The sequence below is a fragment of the Enterobacter quasiroggenkampii genome (assembly GCF_043972695.1).
GTDB lineage: Bacteria > Pseudomonadota > Gammaproteobacteria > Enterobacterales > Enterobacteriaceae > Enterobacter > Enterobacter quasiroggenkampii.
Map to the genome: position 1 here is coordinate 459,616 of NZ_CP143745.1, position 21,348 is coordinate 480,963.

20 protein-coding genes are annotated in these 21,348 nt (G+C 56.1%); 14 read left to right on the plus strand and 6 right to left on the minus strand.

The window, feature by feature from the left end; all coding sequences use genetic code 11:
- Nucleotides 1-190 precede the first annotated feature (190 nt).
- Entirely contained in the window at nucleotides 191-2,623 is a 2,433-nt protein-coding gene (locus V1572_RS02260) for a bifunctional aspartate kinase/homoserine dehydrogenase II (RefSeq protein ID WP_008501797.1), read from the minus strand.
- A gap of 2 nt (nucleotides 2,624-2,625) precedes the next feature.
- A complete protein-coding gene (gene metB, locus V1572_RS02265; RefSeq protein WP_045909121.1) occupies nucleotides 2,626-3,786 on the minus strand; it encodes a cystathionine gamma-synthase in 1,161 nt (386 codons plus the stop codon).
- Nucleotides 3,787-4,062: 276 nt separating this feature from the next.
- Here metB and metJ point away from each other — a divergent pair, with 276 nt between their 5' ends.
- Nucleotides 4,063-4,380: a met regulon transcriptional regulator MetJ gene (gene metJ / locus V1572_RS02270; RefSeq protein ID WP_003862042.1), complete on the plus strand. Its 318-nt coding sequence runs from the start codon at nucleotides 4,063-4,065 to the stop codon at nucleotides 4,378-4,380.
- A gap of 41 nt (nucleotides 4,381-4,421) precedes the next feature.
- Here metJ and V1572_RS02275 read toward each other — a convergent pair whose 3' ends face one another.
- Both V1572_RS02275 and rpmE read right to left on the minus strand, forming a co-directional pair.
- Nucleotides 4,422-5,102: an oligogalacturonate-specific porin KdgM family protein gene (locus V1572_RS02275; RefSeq protein WP_395299668.1), complete on the minus strand. Its 681-nt coding sequence runs from the start codon at nucleotides 5,100-5,102 to the stop codon at nucleotides 4,422-4,424.
- Nucleotides 5,103-5,414: 312 nt separating this feature from the next.
- Nucleotides 5,415-5,627 carry a 50S ribosomal protein L31 gene (gene rpmE, locus V1572_RS02280; protein WP_003862040.1) on the minus strand — a complete coding sequence of 71 codons (213 nt, stop codon included), beginning with the start codon at nucleotides 5,625-5,627 and terminating at the stop codon, nucleotides 5,415-5,417.
- Nucleotides 5,628-5,827: 200 nt separating this feature from the next.
- Between rpmE and priA the strand changes: the two genes are divergently transcribed.
- The 7 genes from priA (at nucleotide 5,828) to rraA (ending at nucleotide 13,787) form a co-directional block, all read left to right on the plus strand.
- Entirely contained in the window at nucleotides 5,828-8,023 is a 2,196-nt protein-coding gene (gene priA, locus V1572_RS02285) for a primosomal protein N' (protein WP_395299669.1), read from the plus strand.
- Between the two features lie 119 nt (nucleotides 8,024-8,142).
- Entirely contained in the window at nucleotides 8,143-9,168 is a 1,026-nt protein-coding gene (gene cytR, locus V1572_RS02290) for a DNA-binding transcriptional regulator CytR (protein WP_021242811.1), read from the plus strand.
- Nucleotides 9,169-9,261: 93 nt separating this feature from the next.
- Complete coding sequence (gene ftsN, locus V1572_RS02295) at nucleotides 9,262-10,251, plus strand: cell division protein FtsN (protein ID WP_032635441.1); 990 nt, start codon at nucleotides 9,262-9,264, stop codon at nucleotides 10,249-10,251.
- A 94-nt stretch (nucleotides 10,252-10,345) separates the two neighbouring features.
- Entirely contained in the window at nucleotides 10,346-10,876 is a 531-nt protein-coding gene (gene hslV, locus V1572_RS02300) for an ATP-dependent protease subunit HslV (protein ID WP_008501802.1), read from the plus strand.
- A 9-nt stretch (nucleotides 10,877-10,885) separates the two neighbouring features.
- On the plus strand, nucleotides 10,886-12,220 hold the full coding sequence (hslU, locus tag V1572_RS02305; protein ID WP_023309685.1) for an HslU--HslV peptidase ATPase subunit: 1,335 nt from the start codon (nucleotides 10,886-10,888) through the stop codon (nucleotides 12,218-12,220).
- A gap of 68 nt (nucleotides 12,221-12,288) precedes the next feature.
- Complete coding sequence (menA, locus tag V1572_RS02310; protein ID WP_008501804.1) at nucleotides 12,289-13,209, plus strand: 1,4-dihydroxy-2-naphthoate polyprenyltransferase; 921 nt, start codon at nucleotides 12,289-12,291, stop codon at nucleotides 13,207-13,209.
- A 92-nt stretch (nucleotides 13,210-13,301) separates the two neighbouring features.
- Nucleotides 13,302-13,787 carry a ribonuclease E activity regulator RraA gene (gene rraA, locus V1572_RS02315; protein WP_023309687.1) on the plus strand — a complete coding sequence of 162 codons (486 nt, stop codon included), beginning with the start codon at nucleotides 13,302-13,304 and terminating at the stop codon, nucleotides 13,785-13,787.
- 567 nt (nucleotides 13,788-14,354) lie between these two features.
- Here rraA and zapB read toward each other — a convergent pair.
- Nucleotides 14,355-14,594, minus strand: a complete 240-nt coding sequence (gene zapB / locus V1572_RS02320; RefSeq protein WP_010436935.1) for a septal ring assembly protein ZapB — start codon at nucleotides 14,592-14,594, stop codon at nucleotides 14,355-14,357.
- 410 nt (nucleotides 14,595-15,004) lie between these two features.
- Here zapB and V1572_RS02325 point away from each other — a divergent pair, with 410 nt between their 5' ends.
- The 4 genes from V1572_RS02325 (at nucleotide 15,005) to fpr (ending at nucleotide 19,336) form a co-directional block, all read left to right on the plus strand.
- Nucleotides 15,005-15,850, plus strand: a complete 846-nt coding sequence (locus tag V1572_RS02325; protein ID WP_014885705.1) for an MIP/aquaporin family protein — start codon at nucleotides 15,005-15,007, stop codon at nucleotides 15,848-15,850.
- A 21-nt stretch (nucleotides 15,851-15,871) separates the two neighbouring features.
- Entirely contained in the window at nucleotides 15,872-17,380 is a 1,509-nt protein-coding gene (glpK, locus tag V1572_RS02330) for a glycerol kinase GlpK (RefSeq protein ID WP_014885706.1), read from the plus strand.
- Nucleotides 17,381-17,482: 102 nt separating this feature from the next.
- A complete protein-coding gene (glpX, locus tag V1572_RS02335) occupies nucleotides 17,483-18,493 on the plus strand; it encodes a class II fructose-bisphosphatase (RefSeq protein ID WP_023293599.1) in 1,011 nt (336 codons plus the stop codon).
- 96 nt (nucleotides 18,494-18,589) lie between these two features.
- Nucleotides 18,590-19,336, plus strand: coding sequence for a ferredoxin--NADP(+) reductase (gene fpr, locus V1572_RS02340; protein ID WP_045909118.1), 747 nt, complete (start codon nucleotides 18,590-18,592; stop codon nucleotides 19,334-19,336).
- Here fpr and V1572_RS02345 read toward each other — a convergent pair whose 3' ends face one another.
- Complete coding sequence (locus V1572_RS02345; RefSeq protein ID WP_023293600.1) at nucleotides 19,337-19,756, minus strand: DUF805 domain-containing protein; 420 nt, start codon at nucleotides 19,754-19,756, stop codon at nucleotides 19,337-19,339.
- Nucleotides 19,757-19,868: 112 nt separating this feature from the next.
- Here V1572_RS02345 and V1572_RS02350 point away from each other — a divergent pair, with 112 nt between their 5' ends.
- Together V1572_RS02350 and tpiA are read left to right on the plus strand one after the other, a co-directional pair.
- Nucleotides 19,869-20,465, plus strand: a complete 597-nt coding sequence (locus tag V1572_RS02350; protein ID WP_045909117.1) for a DUF1454 family protein — start codon at nucleotides 19,869-19,871, stop codon at nucleotides 20,463-20,465.
- A 111-nt stretch (nucleotides 20,466-20,576) separates the two neighbouring features.
- Entirely contained in the window at nucleotides 20,577-21,344 is a 768-nt protein-coding gene (gene tpiA / locus V1572_RS02355; protein WP_003862019.1) for a triose-phosphate isomerase, read from the plus strand.
- Nucleotides 21,345-21,348 lie beyond the last annotated feature (4 nt).

Consider the following 21,348-nt stretch of genomic DNA (forward strand, 5'->3'; position numbering starts at 1 on the left):
TGTTGTGAACTTCTATACGTTTAGACGTCCAGATGTAAAAATGACGGAAAAGCGGAGGGACGTCAATAGAAATAATCAACAATAACGGTGAGGTTTGCTCAGGGAAGATGAGGGAAATTCATGATAGGGGTGAGTGCATCAGACTGCACTCACCCTAACCCTCTCCCACAGGGAGAGGGAAATTGAGTTTTTACAGCAGCTTAGCCAGACGGTTGATGTCGGACTGGATGGCACCGGCAGTAACGTCGCGCCCGGCGCCCGGGCCGCGGATCACCAGCGGGTTATCGCGGTACCAGCGGCTTTCGATGGCGAAGACGTTATCGCACGGCAGCAGCGCCGCCAGCGGATGTTCAGGACGCACCGCCTCGACACCGACTCGCGCTTTTCCGTTGGCCTCGAAACGCGCCACGTAGCGCAGCACCAGCCCCATCTCGTTTGCGGCTTCCAGACGCTGCACCATCTGCTCGTTAAGTTCTTCGCCATTTTCAAAGAAATGGTCCACAGAACCTTCTTCACAGCCGGCAGGCACCAGCGACTCGACGCGGACGGAATCCGGTTCGATGTCATAACCGGCTTCCCGCGCCAGGATCACCAGCTTGCGCATCACGTCTTTACCGGAGAGGTCAACGCGCGGATCGGGTTCCGTTAAGCCCTGCTGCCACGCCTGATCCACCAGGTCGGTGAACGGTACGGTGCCGTCAAACTGCAGGAACAGCCAGGAGAGCGTGCCGGAGAAGATACCGCTCAGCGCCAGAATGCTGTCGCCGCTTTCAATCAGGTCGCGCACGGTGTGGTTTACCGGCAGGCCCGCACCCACGGTGGCGTTATACAGCCAGTGACGACCGGTTTTTTCAAACGCGTCGTGGATCTGGCGGTATTTGTCGGTGCTGCTTGCCCCCGCCAGCTTGTTGGCGCTGATGACGTGGAAACCATGGCTGGCGAAATCAAGATACTGATCGGCAAGCTGTTCGCTGGCGGTAACGTCCAGCACCACCAGATCGTCATACGGGTGCGCACGCATCCACAGGAACAGCGACTCTTCATCCTGCTCGACGGCTTCATCATTAAAGAAGGCAAGCGCGCGGCTGGCATCGAGTCCTTCGTAGTTCAGCAGGCTGCGGCGGCTATCCACCACGCCTGCGAGAATGAATTCGAACCCGGTACGCGCCGAAAGCGTGACCTGTTCGCGGGCAAACAGCTCCAGCCAGCGGGAACCGATGTTGCCTTTACCAAACAGCACCAGGCCGATGCGTTTTTCCGCGCGGAACAGGGAGGTATGCAGACCCTGAATCAGGCTTTCGGTTGGCCCTTTGCGCAGAACGGCCACCAGGCTAATGCCCTCTTCCGATTGCCAGGTAAATTCCACCGGCTGGCCTTTCAGCTGCTGCCAGAAGCGGTGGCAGTGCAGCGGGTTACGGGTGACGCCCGCGCCCACCATCGCCACCAGCGCCAGCCCCTGACGCAGGCGAAGCTCGCCCGGCAGACCGGCTTCATCCAGAATTTTCAGGGCGCTGTCCGCCACTTCTGCGGTATAGCAGAACTGCAGCAGCTGACGGTCATTGTGAACACCCACGGCCAGCGGACGCACCTGGGCGCGTTTCAGGATCGTGTCGATCTCTTTATGCGCCAGCCTGAAGTCCTGGCCCGCAGGAACCTGGAATTCAATCAGGCAGATGTCGTCGTGGCTGGTAACAATACGCGCCCCGGTACCGGACGCCAGCACGCGCTCAATGCGCGTGGAGCCTTGATCCGGGGTGTAGCTGCAGCGCAGCTGGAGGTCGATATCGCTGCCGGAAACCGGCTGCAGGGTGCGCGCGTGCAGCACCGGTGCGGCCAGACGCGCCAGTTCGCTGGCTTCATCCAGGCGCAGCAGCGGCAGCAGGCAGGCATCTTTTACTTTGCGCGGGTCCGCGCTGTAAACACCGGCCACGTCGCTCCAGATGGTGACGCGGGACACGCCCGCCAGCGCACCGATTTGCGTTGCCGAGTAGTCGGAGCCGTTACGGCCCAGCAGCACGGTTTCACCCGCGTTGCTGCGGCTGATAAAGCCGGTAACCACAATGCGTTTGCCCGGATGCTGCACCAGCAGCTGTTGCAGCAGCGGGTAGGACAGGCCTTCATCCACCTGTGGCTGCGCGGCACGTTCGGCGCGCAGGAAATCACGCGCGTCGAGCCAGGCGGCGTCCACACCCAGGTGTTGCAGAACCGCAGCCATCAGGCGCGCGGACCACACTTCACCGTGCCCCACCACTTCGGCATACACCGCATCGGTAATGCCGCTATCCAGCAGGGCGGCCAGACGCTCAAGGTCATGCGTGAAGGCGCTGATCAGCCCGTCCGCTACGTCCGCAGGCAGCAAGCCAGCAATCAGCTCGCTCTGGTAACGACGTAAGGACTGTTGCACCTGATGCGCAGAAAGGCGATCGGTCTGGCTCAGTTTCAGCCAGCTAATCAACTGGTTGGTGGTGCTGCCCGCCGCCGAGACAACCATCATGTCACCCGGCTGTGAATATTCCGTCATGATCCCTGCGACACGCAGGTAACATTTCACATCAGCAAGACTACTACCACCAAACTTGTGCAGTTGACGACCCTTCGCCCCTGCCTGCGCTATCACACTCATGATTACCCCTTGGCTGCGATCCGGAAGCCATTTTCCAGATCGGCAATTAAATCTTCAGAATCTTCAATACCGGTTGAGATCCGCAGCAGCGTCTCAGAAATACCGGCGGCGGCACGTGCTTCGGGTGCCATTCCTGCGTGCGTCATGGTCGCGGCGTGGGAGATCAAGCTTTCAACCCCACCTAAGGATTCCGCCAGCGTAAACAATGACAGCCCGCTCAGGAAGCGACGCAGCGTTTGCTCGTCACCGTCCAGTTCAAAACTTAACATCGCGCCAAACCCTTTCTGCTGGCGCGCGGCAATCTCGTGCCCCTGATTTTCCGGCAGCGACGGGTGATACAGTTTCTTCACCAGCGGCTGGGTTTTCAGGAAGTCGACAATCGCCTGAGCATTGCGCTGCGCCACGTCCATGCGCGGCGACAGCGTGCGGATGCCGCGCAACAGCAGGTAGCTGTCGAAGGCGCCTGCGGTGACGCCAATATTATTGGCCCACCATGCCAGTTCGGTGACAACATCCGGATCTTTAGCAATCACCACGCCTGCTACCACGTCAGAATGGCCGTTCAGATATTTAGTGCATGAATGCAATACCAGATCGGCACCCAGTGCGAGTGGGTTCTGAAGGGCCGGACTGAGGAACGTATTATCCACTACACTTATCGCTCCCGCATCCCTTGCGAGCTGACAAATTTTCGCAATATCGACAACGCGCAACAATGGATTGCTTGGACTTTCTACCAGAACCAGCTTCGGTTTCTCTGCCAGCGCCTGTTTCAACGCCTGTTCGTCGTTTTGATCGACAAACAATACGCGATAACAGCCGCGTTTCGCCAGGCTATCGAACAGGCGATAGCTGCCGCCGTAGCAATCGTGCGGCGCAACCAGCAGGTCACCTGGTTTCAGGAACACGGTGGTTACCAGGTGAATGGCGGACATCCCCGTGTTGGTTAACACAGCACCTGCGCCACCTTCCAGTTCGGCCAGCGCGCGCTGGGTCACGTCACGCGTAGGGTTGCCACGACGCGAGTAATCATGCGCGCGGGGTTCATTAAATCCGGTGAAGTTGTAAGTACTGGAAAGATGAATGGGCGGGACAACGCAGCCGTACTGCTCGTCATCATTTAATCCGCTACGCACTGCGATAGTGGCCTGTTTACGCGTCATGGTGAGGGCTTCCTGGCGAATGAGGTGAAAAGTCAGGCACCAGAGTAAACACTGAAAGTATGGACGTCAATACATCTGGACATCTAAACTTCTTTGCGTATAGATTGAGCAATGCGCAAATAGCCGTTAAAATTATATGCTTTAGTGCACGCTGCAGCGGCAATATCCGTGCCACGGTATCGTCTCTACGGTAAACTAGGCAAGATTGCGGTTCAAAACGGGTGGTTACCGGTTTTGCACCTTTAAATAAATGACTGAGAGGATTAAAGGTATCTCATGGCTGAATGGAGCGGCGAATATATCAGCCCATACGCTGAGCACGGTAAGAAGAGTGAGCAAGTAAAGAAAATTACGGTTTCCATTCCTCTGAAGGTGTTGAAGATCCTCACCGATGAACGTACGCGTCGTCAGGTGAATAACCTGCGCCACGCAACCAACAGCGAACTGCTGTGCGAAGCGTTTCTGCATGCGTTTACCGGTCAACCGTTGCCGAACGATGACGATCTGCGCAAAGAGCGTAGTGACGAAATCCCGGAAGAGGCGAAAGTAATCATGCGTGAACTGGGTATTGACCCGGAGACGTGGGAATACTAACTGCGGTGTGATCCCGCTGAGGTGACTCAGCGGGATAGTTTTTAGAAGTTGTAGCCTAAACCCACGCGCAGACGCGTCTGGCGATCGTCGCTGGTGGCGGTGTTATAGCCGGAAGGGACATTGCCCACTTCGATAAACGGGATCCACGAGTCGATGTTATACGCCACGCGGAAGTTATATTCGTAATCTTCTTTTTTATTGTTATACAGGTCTTCGTTGTCGGCGAATTTATAAATGCCGTTTAACTCGAACATCCAGCTATCAATATTATAACCCAGCCACACTTCCGGACGATAAACCATACGATCATCTTTACCGTCAGCATTACGGCGAGTGTACTCCGTACGATAACGAAATGCCGTCCACCAACTGTCATTAATATTATACTGTACGCGCAGATAAGGCTTATAGATGGCCATATCATCACCCATTTCAACGGCGACGCCCGGCTGCCAGATAAAACCTTGCCAGGTAAATTGATAGCTTGCGGTATATTCGTTGCTGTTACTTTCCATATTATTAAGCGCGTCGTTAGACTGCTTGTTATCGGAGCGCGATACCGCCTCAACCGCTACGCCAAAGCCTGTGCCAAAGCGGTGTGACATGTATACACGGTCATAGTTACGCCCATCGTCGTAATACTCGTGTCGGTAATCCACATATCCCGCCTGCGCCGCGCACGATATTAACGGAAGCACAAATAAGACTTGCTTCAATTTCATAACAGTTCCCTCGAAGTAAATGCGCCCTGAAAGCCACCTTGTCGTAATGGCGAATAAGAATGTATGACGGGCGAAGTGTAATTTTACGAAACGAGAGAAACCTTTTAATTTTTGACACACTCATTAAAAGGTGGCAAAGAATTAAAGAAATGAGAGATGCAGTTCACTATCCGTTAAAGAATACATCAGACAAATATTTTAATACAATGATGCGTAATTAATTATTTTGGATAGAAATATCCAGGTGTGATTTATTCAGAAGGGATATAACAGGCACAAAAAAACCGCCCGTAGGCGGTTTTTTCTGGATGCTTATTTAGCGCCCGGGATGCTGAAACGCTTGTTGAAGCGGTCAACACGGCCACCGGTTGCAACATCACGCTGCTTACCAGTGTAGAACGGGTGGCATTTGCCGCACACGTCCAGGTTCAGATCGTGACCCACGGTAGAGCGGATCTGGATAGAGTTACCGCAAGAACAGTTTGCAGTAATCATTTCGTATTTCGGGTGAATATCTTTTTTCATGGGAGAACCTCAGTTAAGGCCGCGTCGCTCTTCCAGCCCTAACGCCAGACACCACGCGATGTTGATTGTAAGTTCTTTGGCGTAAAGTACACCAAAGGCGGCGAATCATACAGAATTTGACCAACGTATGCAAACTGATCCGCACGCCACTTTTACTAATGTGTATACTAACGCGCCACTTTTCAAGTCAGGAAGATTCGATGCCCGTCGCTCACGTTGCCCTGCCCGTTCCGCTTCCCCGCACCTTTGACTATCTGCTGCCCGACTGCATGAACGCCAAAGCGGGCTGCCGCGTGAGCGTGCCATTTGGCAAACAGCAGCGCGTGGGGATCGTTGTCTCCGTCAGCGATAAAAGCGAACTGCCGCTTAACGAACTGAAATCGGTCGTTGAGGTGCTGGACAGCGAGCCTGTTTACTCCACCAGCACCTGGCGACTGCTGCTGTGGGCGGCAGATTATTATCATCACCCGATTGGCGACGTCCTGTTCCACGCCCTGCCAATGATGCTGCGTCAGGGCAAAAGCGCCAGCCACGCGCCGATGTGGTACTGGTTTGCCACAGAGGAAGGCCAGGCCGTCGACATCAACAGCCTGAAGCGCTCGCAGAAACAGCAGCAGGCGCTGGCGGCGCTGCGTCAGGGGAAAATCTGGCGGCATCAGGTCGACGAGCTTGAGGTCAGCGAAACGGCGCTACAGGCATTAAGAAAGAAAGGGCTGAGCGACCTGGCAAGCGAAGCGCCTGCCCTTTACGACTGGCGGGAAAATTTCTCCGTGTCAGGGGATCGCCTGCGTCTGAATACCGAGCAGGCCACCGCGGTAGGCGCGATTCATAGCGCCTCCGATCATTTCTCTGCCTGGCTGCTGGCGGGCGTCACCGGTTCCGGCAAGACCGAAGTTTACCTGAGCGTGCTGGAAAACGTGCTCGCTCAGGGCAAACAGGCGCTGGTGATGGTGCCGGAAATTGGCCTGACGCCGCAAACCATCGCCCGATTCCGCGAGCGCTTTAACGCGCCGGTTGAGGTGCTGCACTCCGGCCTGAACGACAGCGAGCGCCTCAGTGCCTGGTTGAAAGCGAAAAACGGCGAAGCGGCGATTGTGATTGGTACCCGTTCGTCGCTGTTCACGCCGTTTAAAAATCTTGGCGTAATCGTGATCGACGAAGAGCACGACAGCTCCTATAAACAGCAGGAAGGCTGGCGCTATCACGCCCGCGATCTGGCCGTCTACCGCGCGCACAGCGAGCAAATTCCTATTGTTTTGGGATCCGCCACGCCTGCGCTGGAAACGCTGCACAACGTGCGCCAGCGTAAATACCACATGCTGCGCCTGACGCGCCGGGCGGGGAATGCCCGTCCGGCCATTCAGCACGTGCTGGATCTGAAAGGCCAGCAGGTCCAGGCGGGGCTAGCGCCTGCGCTGATTACCCGCATGCGCCAGCATTTGCAGGCGGGGAATCAGGTCATTCTGTTCCTCAACCGTCGTGGATTTGCCCCCGCCCTGCTGTGCCACGACTGCGGCTGGATTGCCGAGTGCCCGCGCTGTGATCACTACTACACCTTCCATCAGGCCCAGCGGCATTTGCGCTGCCACCACTGCGACAGCCAGCGTCCGGTGCCGCGCCAGTGCCCGTCATGTGGTTCAACGCATATTGTGCCGGTCGGTCTGGGGACGGAACAGCTGGAACAGGCGCTTGGGCCCTTCTTCCCGGACGTGCCGATTTCGCGTATCGACCGTGACACCACCAGCCGCAAAGGCGCGCTGGAACAACAGCTGGCGGAAGTGCATCGCGGTGGCGCACGCATCCTGATTGGCACCCAGATGCTGGCCAAGGGCCACCACTTCCCGGACGTGACGCTGGTCGCCCTGCTGGACGTGGACGGCGCGCTGTTCTCGGCAGATTTCCGCTCCGCCGAGCGCTTCGCACAGCTTTACACCCAGGTAGCCGGACGCGCAGGACGCGCCGGTAAACAGGGCGAAGTAGTGCTGCAAACACACCACCCGGAGCACCCGCTGCTGCAAACCCTGCTGCACAAAGGCTATGACGCCTTTGCCGAGCAGGCGCTGGCCGAACGCCAGACCATGCAACTGCCGCCGTGGACCAGCCACGTCATCATCCGCGCGGAAGATCATAACAACCAGCAGGCGCCACTTTTCCTGCAACAGTTGAGAAACCTCCTGCAGGCCAGCCCGCTGGTGGATAACCAGCTGTGGATTTTGGGCCCGGTGCCTGCCCTCGCGCCAAAACGCGGCGGCCGTTTCCGCTGGCAGATTTTGCTCCAGCACCCCTCGCGTATTCGTCTTCAGCATATCGTCAGCGGCGCGCTGGTACTGATAAACACCCTGCCCGAAGCGCGAAAAGTGAAGTGGGTCCTGGACGTCGACCCTATCGAAGGCTGAAGCTGGATCGAAAAATTTAACGCTCCTCACACTTTTTATGAAAATTCTGTAACCGATTCCATTAACTATCTGTAAAAATGGTGATGTCAGAAGTTCGGTGTTCAGGCGAGGAGAAGACGTTGAAGTCCAGGAAAGAGGTTGCGACTGCGACCATGAAAGACGTTGCCCAGAAAGCACAGGTCTCTACGGCAACAGTATCCCGCGCATTAATGAACCCGGATAAAGTCTCCCAGGCGACCCGTAACCGGGTGGAGCAGGCTGCGCTTGAAGTGGGCTATTTTCCGCAGGCAATGGGGCGTAACGTCAAACGCAACGAGTCACGCACCATCCTGGTGATTGTGCCGGACATCTGTGACCCTTTCTTTAGCGAGATTATCCGCGGCATTGAAGTCACCGCCGCGGAACAGGGGTATCTGGTGCTGATTGGCGACTGCGCCCACCAGAACCAGCAGGAAAAAACCTTCATCGACCTCATTATCACCAAGCAGATCGACGGCATGCTGCTGCTTGGCTCTCGCCTGCCGTTTGATGCCAGCATCGAAGAGCAGCGTAATTTACCGCCGATGGTCATGGCCAACGAGTTTGCGCCAGAGCTGGAGCTGCCGACGGTCCATATCGATAACCTTACCGCCGCGTTCAACGCCGTAAACTATCTCCAGGAGCTGGGGCATAAGCGTATTGGCTGCATCGCCGGGCCGGAAGAGATGCCGCTGTGTCACTACCGTTTGCAGGGCTACGTTCAGGCGCTGCGCCGGACCGGCGTTACCGTCGATCCGCACTACATTGCGCGCGGTGATTTTACCTTCGCAGCCGGTGGACAGGCGCTGGAGAAACTTCTGGACCTGCCTGAGCCGCCAACCGCCGTATTTTGTCACAGCGACGTGATGGCGCTGGGCGCATTATCGTATGCCAAACGCCGCGGTCTTCGCATACCGAAAGATTTATCCATCATCGGTTTCGATAATATTTCGCTTTCGGAATTTTGCGATCCGCCGCTCTCAACGGTCGCTCAGCCGCGCTACCAAATCGGCCGCGAAGCGATGCTGCTTCTGCTGGATCAGCTTCACGGTCAAACAGTTAGCAGCGGATCACGGTTGCTGGACTGCGAACTGATCGTCCGCGGCACGACCCAGGCATTGACTTAAAGTAAACGTCTTTCGGATACCCTTATCTGGTCAAAGCCCCGCCGCTTAAGTAACATGGCGGACTGACGAACGAATAAATACAGCGAAACGATAGTGGCACAACGAGATTATGTACGTCGCGGCCAGCCGGCACCTTCGCGACGCAAAAAGAGTAGCTCAAGAAAAAAGCAACGTAACCTGCCTGCTGTCTCGCCAGCAATGGTCGCTATTGCTGCGGCTGTAGTCGTCGCCTTTATTGGTGGCCTGTACTTTATCACGCACCATAAAAAAGAAGAGTCCGAGGCGCTTCAGGCCAGTAAAGTCGCCGGAAATGGCCTCCCTCCGAAGCCTGAAGAGCGCTGGCGCTATATCAAAGAGCTGGAGAGCCGTCAGCCTGGGGTGCGTGCGCCAACCGAACCTTCTGCGGGTGGTGAAGTGCAGAATGCGAATCAGCTGACGGATGAACAGCGTCAACTGCTGGCACAAATGCAGGCCGATATGCGCCAGCAGCCTACGCAGCTGAACGAAGTGCCGTGGAATGAGCAGACGCCGGAACAGCGTCAGCAAACGCTGCAGCGTCGCCAGGCACAACAGCAGATTCAGCAGCAACAGCAGTGGGCGCAAACTCAGCCGGTACAGCAGCCTAAGGCACAGCCGCGGGTCACGGAACAGCCGTATCAGCAGCCGACGCGTACGGTGCAGTCTCAACCTGTCCAGCAGCAGCCTAAAACGCAGCCGCAGAAGCAGGCGGCTCAGCCGTATCAGGATCTGCTCCAGACGCCAGCGCATACCACCGCCCAGCAGCCGAAAACGCAGCAGGCCGCGCCGGTAACGAAAGAGACCGAAGCGCCGAAGCAGACGGCGGAGAAAAAAGACGAACGTCGCTGGATGGTACAGTGCGGTTCGTTCAAAGGTGCGGAGCAGGCGGAAACGGTGCGCGCGCAGCTGGCCTTTGAAGGGTTTGATTCGCGTATTACCACCAATAACGGCTGGAATCGCGTGGTGATTGGTCCGGTCAAAGGCAAAGAAAATGCCGATGGCACCCTTTCTCGTTTGAAAATCGCCGGTCACACAAACTGCATTCGACTCGCCTCCGGGGGTTGAAACCCCCAAATTCCCCCCCATCTATCATTTAATTCAGCCCTGAGCACAGGCTCAGGGCTTCTGTTTCCCGATTCTGTAACCAGGGGGTCTGCTCGTGACAACAATAGTAAGTGTACGCCGTAACGGCCATGTGGTAATCGCCGGTGATGGCCAGGCCACGCTGGGTAATACCGTCATGAAAGGCAACGTGAAGAAAGTGCGTCGTCTCTACAACGACAAAGTGATCGCCGGCTTTGCAGGCGGCACGGCGGATGCTTTCACGCTGTTTGAACTGTTTGAACGTAAACTGGAAATGCACCAGGGTCATCTGGTGAAAGCCGCCGTTGAGCTGGCGAAAGACTGGCGTACCGACCGCATGCTGCGCAAGCTCGAAGCGCTGCTGGCGGTCGCCGATGAGACCGCATCGCTTATCATCACCGGTAACGGTGACGTGATTCAGCCGGAAAATGACCTGATTGCCATCGGCTCTGGCGGCCCTTATGCCCAGGCTGCTGCCCGCGCGCTGTTGGAAAATACCGACATGAACGCGCGTGATATCGCGGTGAAGGCGTTGGATATTGCAGGTGATATCTGCATCTATACCAACCACAACCACACCATCGAAGAATTGACCTCCAAAGCGTAAGGATCTCCCATGTCTGAAATGACCCCACGCGAAATTGTCAGCGAACTGAACAAACACATTATCGGCCAGGATAACGCCAAGCGCTCCGTGGCTATCGCCCTGCGTAACCGCTGGCGTCGTATGCAGCTTGACGAAGAGCTGCGCCACGAAGTTACGCCGAAAAACATTCTGATGATCGGCCCGACCGGCGTCGGTAAAACCGAAATCGCCCGTCGTCTGGCGAAGCTGGCTAACGCGCCGTTCATCAAAGTTGAAGCCACCAAGTTCACCGAAGTGGGCTATGTGGGTAAAGAAGTGGACTCCATCATCCGCGATCTGACCGACTCGGCGATCAAAATGGTGCGCGTCCAGGCGATTGAGAAAAACCGCTATCGCGCGGAAGAGATGGCCGAAGAGCGCATTCTCGACGTGCTGATCCCGCCGGCAAAAAACAACTGGGGTCAGGCTGAACAGCAGGCGGAACCGTCTGCTGCACGTCAGGCGTTCCGCAAAAAACTGCGTGAAGGCCAGCTGGATGACAAAGAGATTGAGATCGATCTCGCTGCCGCGCCAATGGGTGTGGAAATCATGGCGCCTCCGGGCATGGAAGAGATGACCAGCCAGCTGCAGTCCATGTTCCAGAACCTGGGCGGTCAGAAGCAAAAAGCGCGTAAGCTGAAAATCAAAGACGCGATGAAGCTGCTGATTGAAGAAGAAGCGGCGAAGCTGGTGAACCCGGAAGAGCTGAAGCAGGACGCTATCGACGCGGTTGAGCAGCACGGTATCGTGTTTATCGACGAAATCGACAAAATTTGTAAGCGCGGCGGCAACAGCTCCGGCCCGGACGTGTCCCGCGAAGGCGTTCAGCGCGACCTGCTGCCGCTGGTTGAAGGCTGTACCGTCTCCACCAAGCACGGCATGGTGAAAACGGACCACATCCTGTTTATCGCATCAGGTGCCTTCCAGGTTGCCAGCCCGTCGGATCTGATCCCGGAACTGCAGGGCCGTCTGCCTATCCGCGTTGAGCTGCAGGCGCTGACCACCGAAGATTTCGAGCGTATCCTGACCGAGCCAAACGCCTCTGCCACCGTACAGTACAAAGCGCTGATGGCGACCGAAGGCGTGAACCTCGAGTTCACCGAAGACGGTATCAAACGTATTGCCCAGGCTGCATGGCAGGTGAACGAAACCACCGAAAACATCGGTGCGCGCCGTCTGCATACCGTGCTGGAACGCCTGGTGGAAGATATCTCTTACGACGCGAGCGACCTGAACGGTCAAACCGTTACCATTGACGCAGAATATGTGAGTAAACATCTGGATGCGTTAGTGGCAGATGAAGATCTGAGCCGTTTTATCCTATAATCGCGGTTACTGGATTCTCATCACGTTTAATGGGGGCTAATGCCCCCATTTTTATTGGCTAAATACTTATGACTGACATCAGCCGTACGCAGGCGTGGCTCGAAAGTCTGCGCCCTAAAACACTCCCTCTGGCCTTCGCCGCGATTATCGTCGGTACGGCGCTTGCATGGTGGCAGGGTTATTTCGATCCGCTGGTCGCCGCGCTGGCATTGATTACCGCCGGCCTGCTGCAAATTCTCTCCAACCTCGCCAACGACTACGGCGACGCGGTGAAAGGCAGCGACAAACCTGACCGTATCGGGCCGCTGCGTGGAATGCAAAAAGGGGTGATTACCCAGGCGCAGATGAAGCGCGCGTTAATCATCACCGTGGTGCTGATCTGTTTATCGGGTCTGGCGCTGGTGACGGTGGCATCTAAGACTCCCAGCGATTTCATTGGTTTTCTGGTGCTGGGCTTATTGGCCATTATCGCGGCCATCACCTACACCGTCGGCACGCGACCTTACGGTTATATTGGGCTCGGTGATATCTCCGTCCTGGTTTTCTTCGGCTGGCTGAGCGTCATGGGAAGCTGGTACTTACAGGCGCATACGGTAATCCCTGCCCTGTTCCTGCCTGCGACCGCCTGCGGCCTGCTGGCGACAGCGGTGCTCAACATCAACAACCTGCGCGACATCGACAGCGATCGCGAGAACGGTAAAAACACCCTGGCGGTCCGTCTGGGGCCAGTGAATGCGCGTCGCTACCATGCCTGCCTGCTGATGGGGGCCCTGGTCTGCCTGGCGTTGTTTAACCTGATTTCCCTGCACAGTCTGTGGGGCTGGCTGTTTGTGCTTGCCGCGCCGCTGCTGATTAAGCAGGCCCGTTTTGTGATGCGTGAACGTAGCCCGGCCGCCATGCCGCCGATGCTGGAGCGCACGGTAAAAGGCGCGCTGCTGACTAACCTGTTGTTCGTCATCGGGATTGTCTTAAGCCAGACGCTCAGTTAGCTGACAAATATCAATTAACAATTGATGATTTTGCCAACAACGCATTTCGCACGATATACTGAACACATTCGCAGCAACTGAGCGTTAAACCTATGAAATACGATACCTCCGAGCTTTGTGACATCTACCAGGAAGATGTCAACGTCGTTGAACCGCTGTTCTCCAACTTTGGTGGGCGGTCGTCGTTTGGCGGACAGATCGTCACGGTGAAATGTTTCGAGGATAACGGGTTGTTGTACGATCTGCTCGAACAGAACGGCCGCGGCCGCGTACTGGTGGTCGATGGCGGCGGTTCCGTGCGGCGCGCATTGATTGATGCTGAGCTGGCCGGTATTGCCGTGCAGAACGAGTGGGAAGGCCTTGTGGTGTACGGTTCCGTGCGTCAGGTGGATGATCTGGAAGACCTCGATATCGGGATTCAGGCCATCGCGGCCATACCGGTAGGAGCAGCGGGTGACGGTATCGGCGAAAGCGACGTGCGCGTCAATTTCGGCGGCGTGACCTTCTTCTCCGGCGACCATCTCTACGCCGATAATACCGGCATTATCCTTTCCGAAGATCCGCTGGATATCGAGTAATAAAACCGTAAGCGTGGACCATAAAAAAAACCGCCAACAGCAATGTGGCGGTTTTTTTGTCCCTCGGGATTCGCGGTCCGTTGGGAAGGTTTGCAACCTTTAACCAGGATTTTTATCTTACCCTGGTTCAAATCTCAGGTAACCCCATCGACCCTTTATAAATTCCTAATTAACTATTAAAACCTTAACTACGCTGCTGCTGCTCATTATGATGCATCGTCCCTTTCCGCCATCTCGCACATGGGCATCGGTCCAGGGAAAGGTGTATTCACAACCGTAAAGCAACCTTTAACCGGGCTTGTGTCCACCGACTTATCACCGGTGGTGAACGGTGGAGCGGTTAGCAGCAGGGACCGCATAATGAAACGCTATTTATGTATCGCGTTCATTGTCGCCAGCGTACTCGTTGTAAAGAGTGATGAACCGAATGTGTTCGTTGCTTTTGCTATGACAGCGCAGGACAAGTAGCGTTAAGGCCGCCTCTGGCGGCCTTTTTAATAACTGGCATAAAAAAAGCCGGGTAGCGGCATCGCCTTACCCGGCCTGTTCAGTTCACCCCAATGGGAATCAGACTTCTTCCATACGTCCCAGCAGCGCCTGCAGGCGATCCTGCCAGCCGTTCTGCTGTTCGCGCAGCTGGTTGTTTTCGCGCTCCAGTTCTTCGCGGCCGTGCTGCGCGTTCTGTACTTCCTGCGCCAGGCTGTTGTTCTTCTCTTTCAGCTCTTCAATTTCCATCTGCAGCAGGGTGATGGTGTCAATCGCCTGCTGTACTTTCGATTCCAGTTTCTCAAACACTTCTAAAGACATGATGCTACCTCTCCTGAATTGCAAGGCGACGCTTTAACATAAACGCGCACGACATATACCGTCGATTGTATGGAGCGCGGCGCTCTGTGTCCAGCGACACACCGCGCAGATCGCGGTTTGCAACACTTTTAGGTCTGGTCCTGGTGCGTTCGCGTCATATCCCCCTAAATTGTTAACTCATTCGTTAATGAAATGATTCAGCTCTCATTCCTGTACCGATCCTGTACTGCTGTAAAAATGTGCTTTATGGCGCGAAAACGCTCATTTTATTGACACAGACCACACATTTTGATTTCGATATTTCTCGTTTTTGCTCGTTAACGATAAATTAACACTATGTCTACAGGGCATCGTGGCTGTCACGGGCGGCCATGCTAACAATAAACATCAATTTCTTCAGGATTCCGATTATGAGTCAGACATCAACCTTAAAAGGCCAGTGCATTGCCGAGTTCCTTGGTACCGGGTTGTTGATATTCTTCGGAGTGGGCTGTGTCGCTGCACTGAAAGTGGCGGGTGCCAGTTTTGGTCAGTGGGAAATCAGTATCATCTGGGGTCTGGGCGTGGCGATGGCCATCTACCTGACTGCAGGGGTTTCTGGTGCACATCTTAACCCGGCGGTGACTATCGCACTGTGGCTGTTCGCGTGCTTCGACGGACGCAAAGTTGTTCCTTTCATTCTTTCTCAGTTTGCCGGCGCGTTTTGCGCAGCGGCGTTAGTTTACGGGCTTTATTACAATCTTTTCATCGACTTCGAACAGACGCATCATATGGTGCGCGGCAGCGTCGAAAGTCTGGATCTGGCAGGCATCTTCTCAACCTATCCAAACCCGCATATCAATTTTGTGCAGGCGTTCGCAGTTGAAATGGTGATTACCGCTATTCTGATGGGCGTTATCCTGGCGCTGACCGACGACGGAAACGGCATTCCGCGCGGCCCGCTGGCCCCACTGCTGATTGGCCTGCTGATCGCGGTGATTGGCGCTTCCATGGGCCCGCTGACCGGCTTCGCGATGAACCCGGCACGTGATATCGGACCTAAAGCGTTCGCCTTTATCGCAGGCTGGGGCGACGTCGCCTTCACCGGCGGCAAAGACATTCCTTACTTCCTGGTACCGCTGTTTGCGCCAGTTGTCGGGGCTGCGTTGGGTGCGTTTAGCTACCGCAAATTAATTGGTCGCCATTTACCGTGCGACACCTGTGTGGAAGAGGAGAAGGAAACGACTTCTACCGCACAACAAAAAGCTTCGCTGTAATCTGACTACGGGACACATACCATGACCGAAAAAAAATATATCGTTGCGCTCGACCAGGGCACTACCAGCTCCCGCGCTGTCGTAATGGATCATGACGCGAACATCGTCAGCGTGTCACAGCGCGAATTTGAGCAAATTTACCCTCGTCCAGGCTGGGTAGAACACGACCCAATGGAGATCTGGGCGTCACAAAGCTCCACGCTGGTCGAAGTGCTGGCGAAAGCCGATATCAGTTCCGACGAGATTGCCGCGATTGGTATCACTAACCAGCGTGAAACGACGATTGTCTGGGAACGTGAAACCGGTAAGCCTATTTACAACGCCATCGTCTGGCAGTGCCGCCGTACCTCTGAGATTTGCGAACAGCTGAAGCGCGACGGCATGGAAGAGTACGTGCGCAGCGCCACCGGCCTGGTGGTTGACCCGTATTTCTCCGGCACCAAAGTGAAATGGATCCTCGACCATGTGGAAGGTTCACGTGAGCGTGCAAAGCGCGGCGAGCTGCTGTTCGGTACCGTTGACACCTGGCTTATCTGGAAGATGACCCAGGGACGCGTTCACGTCACCGACTACACCAACGCCTCGCGTACCATGCTGTTCAACATCAACACCCTGGAGTGGGATGACAAGATGCTGGACGCGCTGGATATCCCACGCGCGATGCTGCCTGAAGTGCGCAAATCTTCTGAGGTATATGGCCAGACCAACATCGGCGGTAAAGGCGGCACCCGTATTCCTATCGCCGGTATCGCCGGTGACCAGCAGGCGGCGCTGTTCGGCCAGCTGTGCGTCAAGGAAGGGATGGCGAAGAACACCTACGGCACCGGCTGCTTTATGCTGATGAACACCGGCGAGAAAGCGGTGAAATCAGAAAACGGCCTGCTGACCACCATTGCCTGCGGCCCGCGCGGCGAAGTGAACTATGCCCTGGAAGGTGCGGTGTTCATGGCCGGCGCGTCTATCCAGTGGCTGCGTGACGAGATGAAGCTGATCAGCGATGCGTTCGACTCCGAGTACTTCGCGACCAAAGTGAAAGACACCAACGGCGTGTACGTGGTGCCTGCGTTCACCGGTCTGGGCGCACCGTACTGGGACCCGTATGCACGCGGCGCGATTTTCGGTCTGACGCGTGGCGTGAATTCTAACCACATTATTCGCGCCACCCTGGAATCCATCGCCTACCAGACGCGCGACGTGCTGGAAGCGATGCAGGCGGACTCTGGCATTCGTCTGCACGCCCTGCGCGTGGACGGCGGTGCGGTCGCGAATAACTTCCTGATGCAGTTCCAGTCCGACATTCTGGGCACCCGCGTTGAGCGTCCTGAAGTGCGTGAAGTGACGGCGCTGGGCGCGGCGTACCTTGCCGGTCTGGCAGTCGGCTTCTGGCAGAACCTGGACGAGCTGCAGGAAAAAGCGGTGATCGAACGCGAATTCCGCCCGGGCATCGAAACCACCGAGCGTAACTTCCGCTATAGCGGCTGGAAGAAAGCGGTCAAACGCGCCCTGGCGTGGGAAGAGCACGACGAATAAGACAAACTTATCCCTCTCCCCTTTGGGGAGAGGGGACTTAAAACCCCCCTCCCCACTCTGTGATAAACTTCGTGCAATTCCTTTTGATTGCACGAGTACCTCATGAAACGTGAACTTGCTATCGAGTTTTCCCGCGTCACCGAAGCGGCCGCCCTTGCAGGCTATAAATGGCTGGGTCGTGGTGACAAAAATACCGCCGACGGCGCAGCCGTCCATGCCATGCGCATTGTGCTTAACCAGGTCAACATCGACGGCACTATCGTGATCGGCGAAGGCGAGATCGACGAAGCGCCAATGCTCTATATCGGTGAAAAAGTCGGTACCGGCAAAGGTGATGCTGTGGATATCGCCGTCGACCCGATCGAAGGTACGCGCATGACGGCGATGGGTCAGGCCAACGCCCTGGCGGTGCTGGCCGTAGGCGATAAGGGCTGCTTCCTTAACGCGCCGGATATGTACATGGAAAAGCTGATTGTCGGTCCTGGCGCAAAAGGCGCAATCGACCTCAGCCTGCCGCTGGAAGAGAACCTGCGTAACGTCGCCAGCGCGCTGAACAAACCGCTGAGCGAACTCACCGTCACCATTCTGGCCAAACCGCGCCACGACGCCACTATCGCGCAGATGCAAAAGCTCGGCGTGCGCGTGTTTGCCATTCCGGATGGTGACGTTGCCGCCTCGATCCTGACCTGCATGCCGGACAGCGAAGTGGACGTACTGTACGGCATCGGCGGCGCACCGGAAGGCGTAGTCTCTGCGGCAGTGATCCGCGCGCTGGACGGCGATATGCAGGCTCGTCTGCTGCCCCGCCACGAGGTGAAAGGCGACAGCGAAGAGAACCGCCGTATCGGGGAAAACGAGCTGGCACGCTGCGAAGCGATGGGTATCGAGGCCAACAAAGTGCTGGCGCTACATGATATGGCCCGAAGCGATAACGTGGTCTTCTCGGCGACCGGTATCACCAAAGGGGATCTGCTGGACGGCATCAGCCGCAAGGGCAATATGGCGACCACCGAAACGCTGCTGATCCGCGGCAAATCGCGCACCATTCGCCGCATCCAGTCTATCCACTATCTCGACCGCAAAGACCCGGACGTACAGACGCACATTCTGTAAAACCGTTTGATCGATAGAGCTTTCCGGCCCAAATGGGCTGGAAATCTCACCGTTAAGTACGGAAGATAGAACAGAGAAACAGCACAGGAGAAGATCATGGCGGACTGGGTAACAGGTAAAGTCACAAAGGTACAGTTCTGGACCGATGCGCTATTTAGTCTCACCGTGCATGCTCCCGTCCACCCGTTTAAAGCCGGGCAATTTGCGAAGCTGGGGCTGGATGTCGACGGCGAGCGCGTGCAGCGCGCCTACTCTTACGTTAACGCGCCTGATAACCCGGATCTCGAGTTCTATCTGGTCACCGTTCCTGACGGTAAACTCAGCCCGCGCCTTGCCGCCCTTAAGCCCGGCGACGAGGTGCAGATCGTGAGTGAAGCAGCAGGCTTCTTTGTGCTCGAAGAGATCCCGGATTGTGACACGCTCTGGATGCTGGCAACCGGCACGGCCATCGGTCCTTATCTCTCTATTTTGCAGTACGGCAAAGACCTCGAGCGCTTTAAAAACATCGTGCTGGTGCATGCCGCGCGCTACGCTGCAGATCTGAGCTACCTGCCGCAGATGCAGGCGCTGGAGCAGCAGTACGGCGGAAAGTTAAAGATTCAGACGGTGGTCAGCCGTGAAACCGTAGCAGGAACGCTGACCGGCCGCGTGCCGGCGCTTATTGAGAGTGGTGCCCTGGAAGAGGCGGTGGGTTTGCCGCTGAACGCTGAAACCAGCCACGTCATGCTGTGTGGCAACCCGCAGATGGTACGGGACACGCAGCAGCTTCTGAAGGATACCCGGCAGATGACGAAACATCTTCGCCGCCGGCCAGGCCATATGACCGCCGAACACTACTGGTGATCAGCGGTATTTCACCTCAACGGTGTCTTTACCGTATTTGTTTTCGCTCTGGGTGCCAATAAATGCGCCCAGATCGACAATCATCATCACGAAGATGACCGACGGCAGCAGCCTGCCCACAACCCACGGCAGGATGGACGGCAGCATCGCCCAGTTTCCCGCCACCAGCATCCACGCCAGAATAATCAGAAATGCCCACGCGCCGGAACGACCGCGATCGTGCAGGCGTTTCACGACGACAGCCGCCGTTGGCCAGAGCAGGCAGACCAGCGCGAAGGCCGCCGTTTGCGTGCTTAGCCATGCGTTATAGGCAACGAAAAACAGAAGCAGCATGGCGACAACCCACGTCACCATCCAGATCCAGAAATCACGGCGTCCAATACGCCCTTTGAATGAAAACAGCCACTGCTGTATGGTCATGTAAGGTTCCTTATTATCATATCGCGCGCATTTTACCCTGGAGTTGTGACCTTTTGACAAGCCGACCAGATATCGTTTTAATCATGAGCACTTACGGCCAGGGGCAATGTTGATGAAAAGTTCGACACATTCTCTTTTCCTGTGTTTAGCGCTGCTCAGCGCGGGCTTTACCCTGCACGCCGCCGAAACCACAGCCCCGACCACCGCACCGTATCTGCTGGCGGGCGCACCGTCGTTCGATCAGTCCATCAGCCAGTTTCGTGAAGCCTTCAATCAGGCCAACCCCACGCTACCGCTGGATGAGTTTCGTGCCATTGATGGCCCCCGCGACACGCCTACCCTGACCCGTGCGGCAAGCAAGATTAACGAGAATTTGTATGCCTCCACGGCGCTCGAACGCGGGACGTTAAAAATCAAAAGCATGCAAATCACCTGGCTGCCAATACAGGGGCCAGAGCAGAAAGCCGCAAAGGCAAAAGCCCTGGAGTACATGAGTGCGGTCCTGCAGGCGTTTACCCCTGCGCTGACGAAAAAGCAAAGCCAGCAAAAGCTGCAAAAACTCCTCACCGCCGGTAAAAACAAGCGTTACTACGCCGATACCGAAGGCGCGATCCGCTATGTTGTGGCGGACAACGGCGAAAAAGGACTGACCTTCGCTGTTGAACCGATTAAGCTGGCACTATCTGACACCCTTGGCGGGGCGAATTAATGACAAAAAGCAAAGCCTTTCGAGGGAAAATCTCTATACTGATTCACAGACCATGCTGCCCGACAGGGTGGCCATATTCCTTAATTCGCTTATTGAGCGTGGAGAATTGAAATGCGACATCCTTTAGTGATGGGTAACTGGAAACTGAACGGCAGCCGCCACATGGTAAACGAACTGGTTGCGAACCTGCGTAAAGAGCTGGCTGGCGTGACCGGCTGCGCGGTTGCTATCGCTCCGCCGGATATGTACCTGGATCTGGCTAAACGTGCCGCAGACGGCAGCCACATCATTCTGGGCGCGCAGAACGTTGACGTTAACCTGTCTGGCGCGTTCACCGGTGAAACCTCCGCTGAAATGCTGAAAGATATCGGCGCGAAATACATCATCATCGGCCACTCCGAGCGTCGCACCTATCACAAAGAATCCGACGAGTTCATCGCGAAGAAATTCGCCGTGCTGAAAGAGCAGGGTCTGATCCCGGTTCTGTGCATCGGTGAAACTGAAGCAGAAAACGAAGCGGGCAAAACTGAAGAAGTGTGCGCACGTCAGATCGACGCAGTGCTGAAAACGCAGGGCGCAGCAGCGTTCGAAGGCGCGGTTATCGCTTACGAGCCAGTCTGGGCGATCGGTACCGGCAAATCAGCCACTCCTGCGCAGGCTCAGGCGGTTCACAAATTCATCCGTGACCACATTGCGAAAGCTGACGCCAAAGTGGCTGAGCAAGTGATCATCCAGTACGGCGGTTCCGTTAACGCGTCTAACGCTGCTGAGCTGTTCACCCAGCCAGACATCGATGGCGCGCTGGTTGGCGGTGCATCCCTGAAAGCGGACGCTTTCGCGGTAATCGTTAAAGCGGCAGAAGCGGCTAAACAGGCGTAATTGC